Source organism: Leekyejoonella antrihumi (genome assembly GCF_007845645.1).
In the GTDB taxonomy this organism is placed as follows: Bacteria; Actinomycetota; Actinomycetes; order Actinomycetales; family Dermatophilaceae; genus Leekyejoonella; species Leekyejoonella antrihumi.
Genome location: NZ_VCQV01000002.1, coordinates 17324 through 30773 on the forward strand (window position 1 = coordinate 17324; position 13450 = coordinate 30773).

The window sequence follows — 13450 nt, forward strand, 5'->3', positions numbered from 1 at the left end:
GCCTCGAACTGAACCAAGTAGAGATGGAGCTTGTATGACAACGTCGCAGTCCCGTGTTCGGGTCCTGCTCAGCGGAGGCTGGGTGTTTGACGGCACTGGGTCGGATCCGGGCGTCGCCGACGTGCTGGTCGAGGACGGGGTGATCGTCGAGGTCGGCACCGGCCTGGATGCGGACACGGTCGTGGACGTCTCGGGCGCGACCGTGCTGCCGGGTTTCTTCGACTGTCATGTGCACCTGACCGCGTCCGGGATGGACCTGATGGAGCGCGTGACCAAACCGTTCTCCTACCAGTTCTACGAGGCCGCGCGGAACCTGCAGGCCACGCTGGCGACCGGGGTCACCACGGTGCGAGACGCTGGCGGGTCTGACCTCGGCATCCAGCAGGCAGTCGCCGACGATCTCATGCCCGGGCCGCGGGTCCTGCTGGCGATCAACATCATCGGACAGACCGGAGGACACACCGACGGGTGGTTCGCTTCCGGTCATGACCTGCCGCTGAGCCTGCCGCATCCGGGTCGGCCGGCGGGGATCGCGGACGGGCCCGACGAGATGCGCAAGGTGGTGCGCAGCATGCTGCGGGCGGGGGCCGACGTGATCAAGATCTGCACGACGGGGGGAGTGCTGTCGCCGCGCGATGAGCCGACGCACACCCAGTTCACCCCGGCCGAGATCGAGGTCGCGGTGCAGGAGGCGGCGGCCGTCGGCCGGGATGTGATGGCACACGCTCAGGGCACCGAGGGCATCAAGAATGCGGTGCGCGCCGGGGTGCGCTCCATCGAGCACGGCATCTTCCTGGACGACGAGACCATCAGCATGATGCTCGAGCGCGGAACCTGGCTGGTGCCGACGCTGGTCGCGCCGCGTGCGGTGCTGGAGGCTGCGGCGGCCGGGGCGAACCTGCCACCGGTGGTGGTGGAGAAGGCTCGTGCGGTCTCCGAGATCCACCGGGACTCGGTGCGCCGGGCGGTCGAGGCGGGCGTCAACATCGCGCTCGGCACCGACAGCGGCGTCGGCCCGCACGGTCGCAACCTGGAGGAACTGGTCCTGATGCAGGAGTGCGGGATGACCCCGACGCAGGCCCTGGCCGCTGGGACCGGCCGGGCAGCGCAGCTGTGCCGGGTGGACGAGACCGTGGGCCGGATCGCGCCAGGGCAGGTTGCGGACCTCGTGGTGGTCGACGGGGACGTGAGCGACGTCGCGACGTTGCCAGGCCGCATACGGCAGGTATGGCAGCGCGGCAAGGTCAGCGTCGACCGGACCTGAGTCGCGCGGCGGCTACCGTCGGTGTCCGTCAAGCTGGATAGAGGCCGTGCGCGCGGGCGTGCACCCGGCTCAACCCGAGCAGCGTGTCGATTGCCGGGGTGCCGACGCCCAACAGAGTGCCGATCTCCTGCACCGAGCCGAGCAGGGCGTCCAGCTCGACCTGCTTGCCGGCCTCGGCATCCTGCAGCATCGATGGCCGGAACGGCCCGAGATCCCTTGCAATCTGCAGGCGCTCCTCAGTGCTGGACGTCGTGGTGAAGCCCAGCGCGCTACCGATCGTCTTGGCTTCGCCCACGCATCGGGCCACGAAGTCATGCAACAGTGCATCGCTCAGGATCTGTTGCGCGTCGGCGCGCGTCAGCATCGAGACCGGGTTGAACGATAGATTGCCCCACAGCTTGAACCACACCTCCTGGTGGATGGCATCGGTGACGTCGACATCGAATCCTGCCACCACCAGGTCCTCGGCGGCGGTCCTGGTCGCCTCGTCGAGAGGCGCGGCCGACGTCGCGGGTCCGATGACCAACTTGGTGCCGGATCCGACTGCAACGACGCCTGGCTCGGGCGTCGAGCAGGTCAGGTGGACCGCAGAACCGATGACACGGTGCGCAGGCACTGCCGCCGCCAACACCCCACTGGGGTCGACCGAGTCGAGCGCGACGCCGTTCAACGGCCCGGTGAACCCGTCGGTGAACCACCAGGGGACCCCGTTCATAGCGGTCAGCACGACGGCGTCGCCGGCGAGGCCATTACGGAGATCGTTCAGCAGCGCTGGCAAGGCGGTGGCCTTGACGGCGAGGATGACGCAGTCCACACCGTCGAGATCGGCGAGCCGCTCGGCCACCGGCAGCGTTGCCCGCGCAACGTCGCACTCGTCCCGCACTTCGATCCCGCGTTCGTGAATTGCCTGCAGCGTCGCACCTCGTGCCACTCCGCACACGTCGGCACCGGAGCGCGCCAGGCGTGCGGCGATGAACCCACCGACGGCGCCCAAGCCGTATACGCAGTACCGCATGTGATCTCCTTGCGCGACGCCCGTGTTGACGAATAAGACGCTATCTCACGGCCGCCGCCGCGGTCGGCGTCGATCGCTGCAGACGCTCGATTGCGGACAGATATTGCATCTGCATCTGATCGACCACCTCGTCGACCGAGCAGACCGCGTCGATCGAGTCCAGGCCCTGACCGGCGGCCCAGATGTCCTTCCAGCGCTTCGCAGGGTCATCGCTCGCGTCGTAGTTGCGAGGCGGTGCCGTATCCCCGTCGCTGTATCCCGCCGCGTGCAGACTGGGGGCGAGCCACGAAGCCGGGGTGCCGGTGACGGCCGCCGAGACCTGAATGTCGTCGATGCCGAGGTCGACGACCATCTGCTTGTACGAGGGGACAGCGAGGCTCTCCCGGGTCGCGAGGAACCGGGTGCCCACGTAGGCGAGGTCGGCGCCGGCCGCGACCGCCCCCGCCAATGCGTAGCCGTCGGCGATCCCACCACCGACCACGACCAGTCCGTCGAAGAAGCGGCGGACTGAGGAGACAAACGAAAACGGGGACAGGTGGCCGGTGTGGCCACCGGCGCCGGTGCTGACGCAGGCAAGCCCGTCCACCCCTGCAGCCACGGCCTTCCTCGCCAGTGCGAGGTCGATCACGTCGGCGATAACTATGCCTCCGTATCCCTTGACGGTCTCCATCACCGGTCGCGGCGAGCCCAGCGCCGTGATCACCACGGGCGGCTGGTATTCGGCAACGAGGGCAAGGTCGTCGGCGAGCCGGTTGTTCGTCCGGTGGGTGATGAGATTGACGGCCCAGCGGCCCTCGGCACCGACCGCGTCGCTGATCTGGCCCATCCAGCCATCCAGGTCAGCGGTGGTGCGGCAGTTCGTCGTGGGGAAGGCGCCGAGGATGCCGCTACGGCTGGCCGCAATCACCAGGTCCGGCCCGGAGACCAGGAACATCGGCGCCGCTACCATCGGCAGGCGCAACTGGTCCAGGGCGAGCTTTCGGGTCACTGTCGTTCTCCTTGGTCGAGCGGCTCGGGGGAGGTGTGCCGTGGCACCGCTCAGCTCGGTGCGTCCAGCGACGGGGTGCGGCGTTTGGGCGGCCGCGGGAAGAATCCGCTGGTGCGAGCAGCATACAACTCGTATTCGGTGCCCCTGCTGCGAAGCATTCGCTTGTCCAGCAGTCGTTTCCCGGTGATGCTGATCAGCAGTCTGGTCATCACGACCGGTGCGACGACGGCTGCGACCCCAAGGGGATGGCCCAGCGACAGCACCCAGAGCGCGACCCACACGCAGGTGTCGCCGAAGTAGTTCGGATGTCGGGTCCACGCCCAGAGGCCGCGGTCCATGATCTTGCCGGCGTTGGTGGGGGTGGCCTTGAACCGGGAGAGCTGCCAGTCGCCGATCGACTCGAAGCCGAACCCGAACAGCCACAGGACGATACCGACGGCGCCGAGCACGCCGAGGCCACGACTCTCATACATCGCGACCTGGATCGGCAGCGAGATCACGAACATCAGCGCGCCCTGCAGACCGTAGATCTTGCGGACCAGGTAGCCGATCAGTGAGCCGGTCCGGTGTCGCATCAGGGCCGTGTAGCGGGGGTCCTCGCCGTGACCGAGATTGCGGCGGGCGAGGTACAGCCCCAGCCGTCCTCCCCAGAGCGCGGTCGCGAGCAGCACCGTCAGCCGGCGTGTCCCGTCCGCACCGGACGAGCTCGACAGCACGTAGCTCACCACCGCGACCAGCACGAAACCCGGCCCCCAGAAGATGTCGATCAGTGAGTGGTTGCGTCGTCGAAGGGAGACAAGCAGGACGAGGCCTATCAAGGCGATGATGGCCACGGCCGAGATCCCGAGGTTCACCGCAAGCCGCGCCCACGGATAGTCAGACATGTGAGTCCTCGGGCTCTGCCCGGTGGAGGGCGGCCTCGTCCGCGGCGAACTGCTGGAACGCGTCCTGGGCGTCGCTGTAGCGTTGTGCTGCACCGGATCTGCTCTGTTTCAGGAGCTGTTGAAGTGCATCGGGCCGGAGGGCTCGATGCGGCAGGGCAACGGTGGCTCCCTCGACGGCATCGCCGAGACGGATGCCGCTGCCCCCGGCAATAATGACCTGCCCATTGATGGTCGACTCCGGGTCGGCGAGGGCGGTCACAACAGGGGCGACCAGCTCCGACCGCATGGCGTTGGCATGGCGCGGGTCCATTCCCTGCGCGGTCATCGGAGTGGTCGCGTAGGGCAACAGCACATTGGTCAGCACATCCTTGCGCGCGCCCTCCATGGCGATGGTGCGGCCCAGCGCGATTACTGCTCCCTTGCTTGCGGCGTAGGCGGACAGGGTTGGCTCTCCGTGCAGCCCGGCGGTGGACGAGACCAGCACGACCCGACCGTGGCCAGCTTCCCGCATGACCCGGGTTGCCTCGGCCGCGATCAACGCTGTGCCGATGACGTTGATGTCCATGACGGTTCGGAAGTTGTCCGCGGTCGTTTTGTGGAACATCTGTGCGCCGCTGATGCCAGCGCTGGTCACCAGAATGTCGAGCCTGCCGAACCTCTCCAGACAGGTGGCGACGAGACGTTCGGGCGTATGCGGGTCCTCGACGGGGCTGTGGTCGGCCAGTGCAGTGCCCCCGGCGGCCTCGATCTCGGCCACGACATGATCGGCCGGTCCGAGCCCGGCGTCGTCGACCTCACGGTTGCGATTGTTGACGACGACGGCGGCCCCATGCGCGGCAAGATGCAGCGCAAACGCGCGCCCGAGGCCCTTTCCGCCTCCGGTGACAATGGCGACTCTGCCCTGCAGGTCGCTCATGCCGAGGCCCCCGCAAAGTGTCGGAGAGAGCTCGCGAGCAAAGAACTTTGTGGGGTGTTGCTCATGCATTCAGTCTCTCGATGAGCACGGCGACGCCGACGCCGGCGGCGCCGCTGACGGCGGCGACTCCGTAACGACCGCCGCGCCGTTCGAGCTCCTCCAGACAGCTGCCCACCAGAATGGCCCCCGTGGCGCCGAAGGCATGGCCCATCGCCATGGTGCCGCCGTTCGGGTTCATCCGGTCGGGTCCGGCGTCCAGGTCCTTGCGGAACTTCAGGCACAGCGCGGCGAAGGCCTCGGCGAACTCGAAGACATCGATGTCCTTTGGGCGCAGCCCGGCCCGCTGAATGACCCGCTCGACCGCGGTCTGGCCGGCGGTGAGCATGACCACCGGGTTCACCGAGGTGGACGCCGTCGCGAGAATGCGTCCACGCGGCGGGAGGCCGGTGGCGTCGGCGCCGCGGGAGTCGCCGATGAGCAGCAGGGCCGCGGCATCCGCCATCGCGGGCGAGGTGCCGACGGTGTGCAGGTGTCGGATCTCGTCGACGGCTGGATATGCCGCCAGCGCGATCGCATCCTGCCCGTCAGCGCCGAGCCGAGCGAATGCGGGCTCGAGGCCGGCCAGGCCCTCAGCGGTGGTGCCCGGGCGCACCAGCTCGTCGTGATCGAGGCCTGCGGCGCTCTCCGTGGCAGGAACGGGCACGACCGAGCGGTCGAACACCCCGTTTTGCCAGGCATTTGCCGACTTCGTCTGTGTTTCCAGGCCATAGGCGTCGAGCTGCTCGCGGGTGTAGCCCAGCAGTGTCGCATTCAGGTCGGCGGCAATCCCCATGTGCACGGAGCCGATCCTGGCGACGGTCTGTGGATCGGACCACAGCGGGCCGCGATCGGCATACATCGGCACCCGCGAGACGCTCTCGACGCCACCGGCCACAGCGAGTGACAGGTCGTCGGCGCGGACGCGGGCCGCGGTCTGGCCTACCGCGTCGATGCCGGATGCGCAGAAGCGGTTCACCGTGGCTCCGGGCACGTCGTCGCCCCAGCCACCGAGCAGCGCGGCGGTGCGGGCGATGTTTGCGCCTTGCTCGTCGACCTGCGTCGCGCTGCCCACGATGTAGTCGTCGATGCGGGCCGGCTCGATGCTGGTGCGGTCGGTCAGCGCGGACTGCAGGTGGGTCAGCAGGTCGATGGGGGAGTAGCCGTTCAAGGAGCCCTTCCGCGAGCCCTTGCCGCGCGGGGTGCGCACGTAGTCCAGGATGAGTGCTTCTGCCATCGGAAACTCCCTCGGTCTCATGGGTAGCAATACTTCATCAACAGTGGTTACTCTGATAGTTGTAGTACGACGAGTCGGAGAAGGCAAGGCCACCTCCGATCACCGAGGGCGAAGGAGTTGGACCGATGGACGAGTCGAACATCTGGGTAGTGGGTGGATACCAGACCGATTTTGCTCGCAACTTCAGCCGCGAGGAGCAAGACTTCGCGGACCTGACGGCGCAGACCGTGGCGGGCACCCTGTCGCAGAGCGACTTTGCCGCGGGTGACGTGGACGTCATCCATGTCGGGAATGCGTTCGGTGAGCTCTATACCGGGCAGGGGCAGCTCGGGGCCATGCCCGCGACCGTCTGTCCCGACCTGTGGTCGGTCCCCGCCTCGCGCCACGAGGCGGCCTGCGCGTCTGGGTCGGTCGCGGTGCTCGCGGCCATGTCAGACCTGCGCGCCGGCCACTACGACAGTGCGCTGGTGCTGGGACTTGAGCTGGAGAAGACCGTCCCCGGGGACGAAGGTGCACGGATCCTCGGAGCCGCCGCGTGGATCGACCACGAAGGGGGCGACGCCACGTTCATGTGGCCCTACATGTTCGACCAGGTCGCCGACGAGTACGACCGGCGCTATGGCCTCAAGGACGAGCACCTGCGCGCGATCGCCCAACTGAACCTGGCCAACGCGCGCAACAACCAGAATGCGCAGACCCGTGGCTGGCAGGTGCCGGACCTGTCCACCGCGGATGATGCGAGCAATCCACCGATCGAGGGTCGGATTCGCCGCTTCGACTGCAGCCAGGTGACCGACGGCGGCGCCGGGGTCGTCCTGGTCAACGACCGCTACCTGCGAGAGCACCCTGAGGTGCGGCCGTGGGCGCGGATCATCGGGTGGGGGCACAAGACGGTCGGACTCGGTCTGCAGCTGAAGCTTCAGCACTCCGCCGACCAGCCCTACGTGATGCCACACGTGCGAGATGCGGTGCAGGATGCCTTCAAGCGTGCTCAGGTCACTCTGGACGACCTCGACGGGCTGGAGACACACGACTGCTTCACGCCCAGCGAATATCTCGCCATCGATCACATCGGGCTGACCGAGCCGGGGCAGTCGTGGCAGGCGATCGAGAACGGCGACATCGAGATGGGCGGACGGCTCCCCATCAACCCGAGCGGTGGCCTGATCGGCGGCGGTCACCCGGTGGGTGCGACCGGTGTCCGCATGCTGCTCGATGCCGCAAAGCAGGTGCAGGGGCTCGCGGGTGACTACCAGGTCGATGGGGCCGAGACCTTCGCCACCTTGAACATCGGTGGAAGCACCGCGACGACAGTGAGTTTCGTCGTGAGTCAACCCCAGCCGAACTGATCCGAACGCACGCAAGGAGGAGACACGATGGCCACAGAGATGGAGATCGTCGGACGTATGCTGTCCACGCTGCCGGAGGATGATGATCATCCCTACCGCACGGGCGCATGGCGGCCGCAGACCAACGAGTGGAAGGCCGACGACCTCGAGGTCGTCGAGGGCACGGTGCCGACCGATCTGGACGGCGTCTACCTGCGCAACACCGAGAACCCCGTGCATCCGGCGATCAAGAACTACCACCCGTTCGACGGCGACAGCATGGTGCACGTCGTCGGCTTCCGGGACGGGAAGGCCTTCTATCGCAACCGGTTTGTCCGCACTGACGGGTTCCTGGCCGAGCACGAGGCCGGTCGGTCGCTGTGGTCCGGGTTGTCCGAGGACCCAAGTCTGTCGATCCGCACGGATGGCTGGGGAGCGCGCGGTGGACTGAAGGACTCGTCCAGCACCGACGTCATCGTGCACCGGGGGACCGCTCTGACCAGTTTCTACCAGTGCGGTGACCTCTACCGGGTCAATCCGTACACAGCCGCGACAGAGGGCAAGGAGAACTGGAACGGCGGGTTCCCCTTTCACTGGGGGGTTTCCGCGCACCCGAAGGTGGACGGTCTCACCGGCGAGATGCTCTTCTTCAACTACAGCAGGCAGGCGCCCTACATGCACTACGGGGTCGTCGATGCGAACAACGACCTGGTGCACTACACGGACGTGCCGCTTCCCGGCCCGCGCCTGCCGCACGACATGGCCTACACCGAGAACTACGTCATTCTCAACGACTTTCCGCTGTTCTCGGATACGGATGCCACCGGTCGCGGCGCTCATGTGCCCCGCTTCCACCGGGACGTGCCATCCCGGTTTGCGGTGATCCCACGCCGTGGCACGGCCACCGACATCAAGTGGTTCGAGGCCGAGTCGACCTTCGTCCTGCACTTCGTCAACGCCTTCGAGGAGGGCGACGAGATCATCCTGGACGGCTTCTACCAGGGCGATCCGCAGCCGGCCGACGATGGTACCGGCGACAAGTGGCAGCGCGCCTTCCGCTACCTGGCGCTCGACCGGCAGCAGACGCGCCTGCACCGCTGGCGTTTCAACCTGGTCACCGGGCTGGTCAAGGAGGAGTCACTCAGCGACAGCATCACCGAGTTCGGCATGATGAATGCGAACTTCGCGACCAAGGACTACCGCTACGTGTACGCGGCCAGCGGCAAGCCCGGCTGGTTCCTCTTCGACGGGATGGTCCGCCACGACCTTGAGCGAGGGACTGAGGATCGCTACTCCTTCGGAGACGGCGTGTACGGCAGCGAGACGGCGATGGCTCCCAGGGTCGGCGGAAGTGACGAGGACGACGGCTATCTGGTCACGCTGACGACCGACCTCGGCGCCGACGCGTCCTACTGCCTGGTGTTCGACGCGGCACGCGTCGGCGACGGGCCGGTCTGCAAGCTCAAGCTGCCCGAGCGGATCTCCAGTGGAACCCACTCCACCTGGGCGCCTGGGGAGGAGTTGCGACGCTGGCGCACCGAGGATGATGCCGCATCGGCCATCGGACTGTAGGGCGGGCGGCCGCCGCTAGACTCCCGGTGCCGACGACGACTGGAGTGCTGGATGAGTGCAGGGAGCGAGCCGACGGTCCTGCCTGCGGGCGGGCCGAACGCGGTGGCCCGTGCCCTGGGGCTGCTCGGCAACGAGTGGACGGTGCTCATTCTCCAGCGCGCGCTGCTCGGCACGACTCGCTACTCCGGGTTCCTCCATGAACTGCCGATCTCCAACTCGGTGCTGACCTCCAGGCTGAACACGCTGGTCGACGAGGGGCTGCTGGAGCATCGGATATACCAGCGCAACCCGATCCGTGCGGAGTATCGCCTGACGGATCGTGGTCGGTCCGTGTGGTCGATCCTGCTGGCGATCTGGGACTGGGAGCGCACCTGGGTCTCCCACCAGGACGAGACGCTGCCGACGATGAGCCACACCCCGTGCGGGTGCGACTTTCGGCCGGTGCTGGCCTGCACGGCCTGCGACAAGGCGGTCGCAGTGCAAGACGTGTCCACGTCGTGGGGGCCTAGTGGGTCCTGGGCGAGGTCGAGCGCCGATGCAATGACGCGCCGTCGCAGCGGCCGCCGGGCCAAGCCGGTCTTCTTCCCCGAGACCATGGAGGCTTTCGGTGACCGGTGGTCCTCGTCGATGATCGGTGCCGCATTCCTCGGTATCTGCCGCTTCTCGGAGTTCCAGTCCGCGCTGAGCATGCCGCCCAGCCTGGTCGCCGACCGGTTGCAGTTGTTTGTCGCTCAGGGTGTGCTCACGACCGTCCAGCACGGACAGCGAGCGAACTGGGTCGAATACCACCTGACGGAAAAGGGTCGGGCGTTCTTCCCGGTTGTCATGCTGATGCTGACGTGGGCCGAGAAATGGTACCGGTCGGAGGAAGGCCCCGCCCTCATCCATGTGCATGACGACTGTCAAAAGGAGTTCGTGCCCACCCTGACGTGCAGTCACTGTGGGCGACGGCTGAAGGGCGGCGACGTGCTGCCCTCGACAGCCCAGTTCGCCAGCGGGGCCAGCTGACTCACCGGGTCCTGCGCAGGAGGTGCTGGATCGAAGGTGGGACAACCTTGAGTAGAGACTCTGTTTGCTGTAGTAATAGGAGTCACACTGTTAACTGAAGTGATGCCCTGCGGGAAAGCGAGAATGCGATGGCTGGACTCCATGGACTGCACCCCGCCGAGCGGGTGCAGGCGTACCTGAAGCAGGGATGCTGGACGCGCGAGACGATCGACGGCGTCTTTCGAGACCAGGTCGCACTTCGCGGCGACGCGCCGGCGCTGGTCGATCCGGCAAATCGCTTGTCGCTGGTCGGATCCGAGCCTCGCAGGTTAACCTGGAACGAGCTGGAGCAAGAAGTGACGCACGCGGCTGCGTGGCTGCTGGAACATGGAGTCCGGCGCGGCGACGTGATTGGTATGCAGCTGCCCAACGGAGCGGAGCTGGTGCAGACCTACCTTGCGGCCTGGACGATCGGCGCGGTCGTCTCACCGCTGGCGATGCAATACCGTGAGCGCGAGATCGTCACGATGGCAACAAAAGCCGAGTTCGATGTGCTCGTCACCTGCCACGCTCTAGGCGACCGGCGTCCAGCTGAGGCCGTCTGTGCGGCGCGCAAACGGATACCTTCTCTGCGGCTCGTGGTGGCCTTCGGCGCGGAGGACGAGCGACCCGAGTCCCCGCTGGCGGGTGTTCTCGAGCTAACTCCCGCCGTGGCAACGGCGGACGAGCGGCAGATCGTCGAGGACTATCGTGCTGTCCATCCGAACGATCCGAATGACTGCGTGACGATCGCCTGGACGTCCGGGACCGAGAGCGAGCCCAAGGGTGTGCTGCGCACGCACTACGACTGGTTGTGCTTCTCCTGGGCCACGGTCGACGCGCCGGGAGTCACCGCGGACGACGTGCTGCTGAATACCTTCCCGATGATCAACATGGCGGGGATCAACGGGATGCTCCTGCCGTGGCTGCGAACTGGATGCACGCTGGTGCAGCATCACCCTTTCGACCTGGGCACGTTCTTCCAGCAGATTGCGCAGGAGCGAGTCAGCTACACCCTCGCGCCGCCTGCCCTGCTCTGGGTGATCCTGAACGATCAGGAGCTGCTCGACAAGGTCGACCTGTCCAGCCTTACCCGGCTCGGCTCCGGGTCGATGCCACTGCAGGTACCGATGGTGCGGGGCTGGCAGGAGCGGTTCGGCATCGGGGTGATCAACTTCTTCGGTAGCAACGAGGGGGTGGGGCTCTTGTCCAACACCGAAGACTTCCCGGATCCCGCACTGCGCGCCCGATACTTCCCCAACTACGGCCACAGTGAGCGACGGTGGTCATCGCGGATCTCCGAGTGGATCGAGGCGAAACTGGTGGATCCTGTGACGGGAGAGGAGATCACCGAGCCCGGCTGGGCCGGAGAGCTGCACATCCGTGGTCCGATGATCTTCCCCAAGTACCTCAATGGTGACTAGTTGCCCAGCCCGTTCGACGAGGAGGGGTACCTCAAGACCGGTGACATTTTCGAGATCGCCGGGGACCATGGTGAGTTCCTGGAATACCAGGATCGAGCGCGGGACCTGATCATCCGTGGCGGGATGAACATCGCGCCCAGTGAGCTGGAGAGCCTGATCGCCGACCATCCCGCGGTCGCGGAGGTTGCGGTCATCGGCCTGCCCGACGAGATGATGGGCGAGCGGGTCACCGCCGTCGTCGTGCTGCGCCCGGGCACGGAGCTGACTCTGCCGGGCCTGGTCGACTGGCTGAGAGGCAAGGAGATCGCGTCCTACAAGCTGCCCGAATACCTCGATGTGCGTGATGAGTTGCCGCGCAATCCAGTCGGCAAGATCCTCAAGCGGGACCTGCGGTCCACGTTGGTCGGGTAGCGGGCGCCGCGCGGACCGCTGCCGGGTTTCGACGCGCCGGACTCACTGCGTTCGCCGGCGGCTCAACCAGCCGAGAGTGGTGTGGCCCGTACCGTGCTGCTGGTTGAGCCGGGCGTAACCCCCACTGCTGGTTGAGCCGGGTGAGCCTCGTCGGCTGGTTGAGCCGGGCGTAACCCCCACTGCTGGTTGAGCCGGGTGAGCGCGCAGCGCGAGGCCGTGTCGAAACCTGGTGAGGCTTCGCGCGGAGGTGACCGGGTTTCGACGCGCCGGACTCACTTCGTTCGCCGTCGGCTCAACCAGCCGAGAATGGGTACCTGAGGGAACCGCGCGCGGCCCGTACTCCACTGCTGGTTGAGCCGGGTGAGCGCGAAGCGCGAGGCCGTGTCGAAACCTGGTGAGGGTTTGCGCGGAGGTGACCGGGTTTCGACGCGCCGGACTCACTGCGTTCGCCGGCGGCTCAACCAGCCGAGAGTGGTGTGGCCCGTACCGTGCTGCTGGTTGAGCCGGGCCGTAACCCTCACTGCTGGTTGAGCCGGGCGAGCGCGCAGCGCGAGCGCGTGTCGAAACCTGGTGAGGGTTTGCGCAGAGGTGACCGGGTTTCGACGCGCCGGACTCACGGTGCGGGATGCCTATGCCGAGCTGGAGGAACGGCATACGCGGGGAAAGGTCGTGCTGATCCCCTGAGGACGATCTGCTCAGTGTGCTTGCAGAGTGCTAGCCTCGACTCATGGTGACCGTCTATATCCGTGATGTGGATGAGGCCACGGCTGAGACGCTCAAGCAGCGCGCTGCCGCCGAGGGCAGGTCCGTATCTGCCTACGTGGCAAGCGAGCTGCGCAAGATCGCGGCTCGGCCGACCAACGCACAGGTTGTGGAGCGCCTGAGGAACGTGGATCGAACGGGAGCCCCCAGCATGGACGAGATCGTGGAAGCGCTCGAGTCCAGTCGACGATGATCGTGATCGATGCATCGGCCATGGTCGAGGCGCTGCTCGGCAGCGCGACGGATCGTGAGCTGATGGACGTCCTGGCCGGCGACATCAGCGCACCACACCTGCTCGACGTCGACGTGACGTCAGTCCTTCGGGCGCTGACGCTCGCGGGCAAGGCGACCCCGGAAGCGGCGGAGCAGGCACGGCGCACCTATTTTGAATTCGCCGTAGCGCGCGTGGATTTCGGACCGCTCGCCGATCGAGTCTGGGCGCTGCGGCGCCAGTTCACCAGCTATGACGCGAACTACCTTGCTCTCGCCGAGGCGCTGGATGCCGAGCTGTTCACCTGCGATCACAAGCTCGACACGCGCGGCCACCATGCGAAGGTGCGAGTGCTCCAGCGAACGACTTGACGCGA

Annotated in this window: 13 protein-coding genes; 8 read left to right on the forward strand and 5 right to left on the reverse strand. The window is 66.8% G+C overall.

The genetic code is table 11. The features are described 5' to 3' along the window. Positions 1 to 34 precede the first annotated feature (34 nt). Positions 35 to 1264 carry a metal-dependent hydrolase family protein gene (locus FGL98_RS01475; protein WP_146314899.1) on the forward strand — a complete coding sequence of 410 codons (1230 nt, stop codon included), beginning with the start codon at positions 35 to 37 and terminating at the stop codon, positions 1262 to 1264. A 28-nt stretch (positions 1265 to 1292) separates the two neighbouring features. On the opposite strand, the gene FGL98_RS01480 is transcribed toward FGL98_RS01475, so the two are convergent. The 5 genes from FGL98_RS01480 to FGL98_RS01500 form a co-directional block, all read right to left on the reverse strand. Next, entirely contained in the window at positions 1293 to 2279 is a 987-nt protein-coding gene (locus tag FGL98_RS01480) for a ketopantoate reductase family protein (protein ID WP_146314900.1), read from the reverse strand. A 40-nt stretch (positions 2280 to 2319) separates the two neighbouring features. Next, the gene (locus tag FGL98_RS01485) at positions 2320 to 3267 is read right to left on the reverse strand and encodes an NAD(P)H-dependent flavin oxidoreductase (RefSeq protein ID WP_246136315.1); all 948 of its coding nucleotides are present in this window, start codon (positions 3265 to 3267) and stop codon (positions 2320 to 2322) included. Between the two features lie 50 nt (positions 3268 to 3317). Next, the gene (locus tag FGL98_RS01490) at positions 3318 to 4151 is read right to left on the reverse strand and encodes a DUF1295 domain-containing protein (RefSeq protein ID WP_146314901.1); all 834 of its coding nucleotides are present in this window, start codon (positions 4149 to 4151) and stop codon (positions 3318 to 3320) included. After that, positions 4144 to 5067, reverse strand: a complete 924-nt coding sequence (locus FGL98_RS01495) for an SDR family NAD(P)-dependent oxidoreductase (protein WP_222431953.1) — start codon at positions 5065 to 5067, stop codon at positions 4144 to 4146. Before FGL98_RS01495 ends, FGL98_RS01490 begins: the two co-directional genes overlap by 8 nt. Positions 5068 to 5128: 61 nt before the next feature. Next, positions 5129 to 6340, reverse strand: coding sequence for an acetyl-CoA C-acyltransferase (locus tag FGL98_RS01500; protein ID WP_146314904.1), 1212 nt, complete (start codon positions 6338 to 6340; stop codon positions 5129 to 5131). Between the two features lie 125 nt (positions 6341 to 6465). On the opposite strand from FGL98_RS01500, the gene FGL98_RS01505 reads away from it, so the two are divergent. The 7 genes from FGL98_RS01505 (at position 6466) to FGL98_RS01530 (ending at position 13445) form a co-directional block, all read left to right on the forward strand. Then, the gene (locus FGL98_RS01505; protein WP_146314906.1) at positions 6466 to 7689 is read left to right on the forward strand and encodes an acetyl-CoA acetyltransferase; all 1224 of its coding nucleotides are present in this window, start codon (positions 6466 to 6468) and stop codon (positions 7687 to 7689) included. A gap of 27 nt (positions 7690 to 7716) precedes the next feature. Then, the gene (locus FGL98_RS01510) at positions 7717 to 9240 is read left to right on the forward strand and encodes a carotenoid oxygenase family protein (protein WP_222431954.1); all 1524 of its coding nucleotides are present in this window, start codon (positions 7717 to 7719) and stop codon (positions 9238 to 9240) included. 51 nt (positions 9241 to 9291) lie between these two features. Beyond that, positions 9292 to 10248: a winged helix-turn-helix transcriptional regulator gene (locus tag FGL98_RS01515; protein WP_222431955.1), complete on the forward strand. Its 957-nt coding sequence runs from the start codon at positions 9292 to 9294 to the stop codon at positions 10246 to 10248. 128 nt (positions 10249 to 10376) lie between these two features. Further along, positions 10377 to 11690 carry a long-chain fatty acid--CoA ligase gene (locus tag FGL98_RS01520; protein WP_246136316.1) on the forward strand — a complete coding sequence of 438 codons (1314 nt, stop codon included), beginning with the start codon at positions 10377 to 10379 and terminating at the stop codon, positions 11688 to 11690. After that, the gene (locus FGL98_RS26115; RefSeq protein ID WP_246136317.1) at positions 11691 to 12101 is read left to right on the forward strand and encodes a class I adenylate-forming enzyme family protein; all 411 of its coding nucleotides are present in this window, start codon (positions 11691 to 11693) and stop codon (positions 12099 to 12101) included. Positions 12102 to 12828: 727 nt separating this feature from the next. After that, on the forward strand, positions 12829 to 13056 hold the full coding sequence (locus FGL98_RS01525; RefSeq protein ID WP_146314907.1) for a FitA-like ribbon-helix-helix domain-containing protein: 228 nt from the start codon (positions 12829 to 12831) through the stop codon (positions 13054 to 13056). Then, the gene (locus tag FGL98_RS01530) at positions 13053 to 13445 is read left to right on the forward strand and encodes a type II toxin-antitoxin system VapC family toxin (protein ID WP_146314908.1); all 393 of its coding nucleotides are present in this window, start codon (positions 13053 to 13055) and stop codon (positions 13443 to 13445) included. Before FGL98_RS01525 ends, FGL98_RS01530 begins: the two co-directional genes overlap by 4 nt. Positions 13446 to 13450 lie beyond the last annotated feature (5 nt).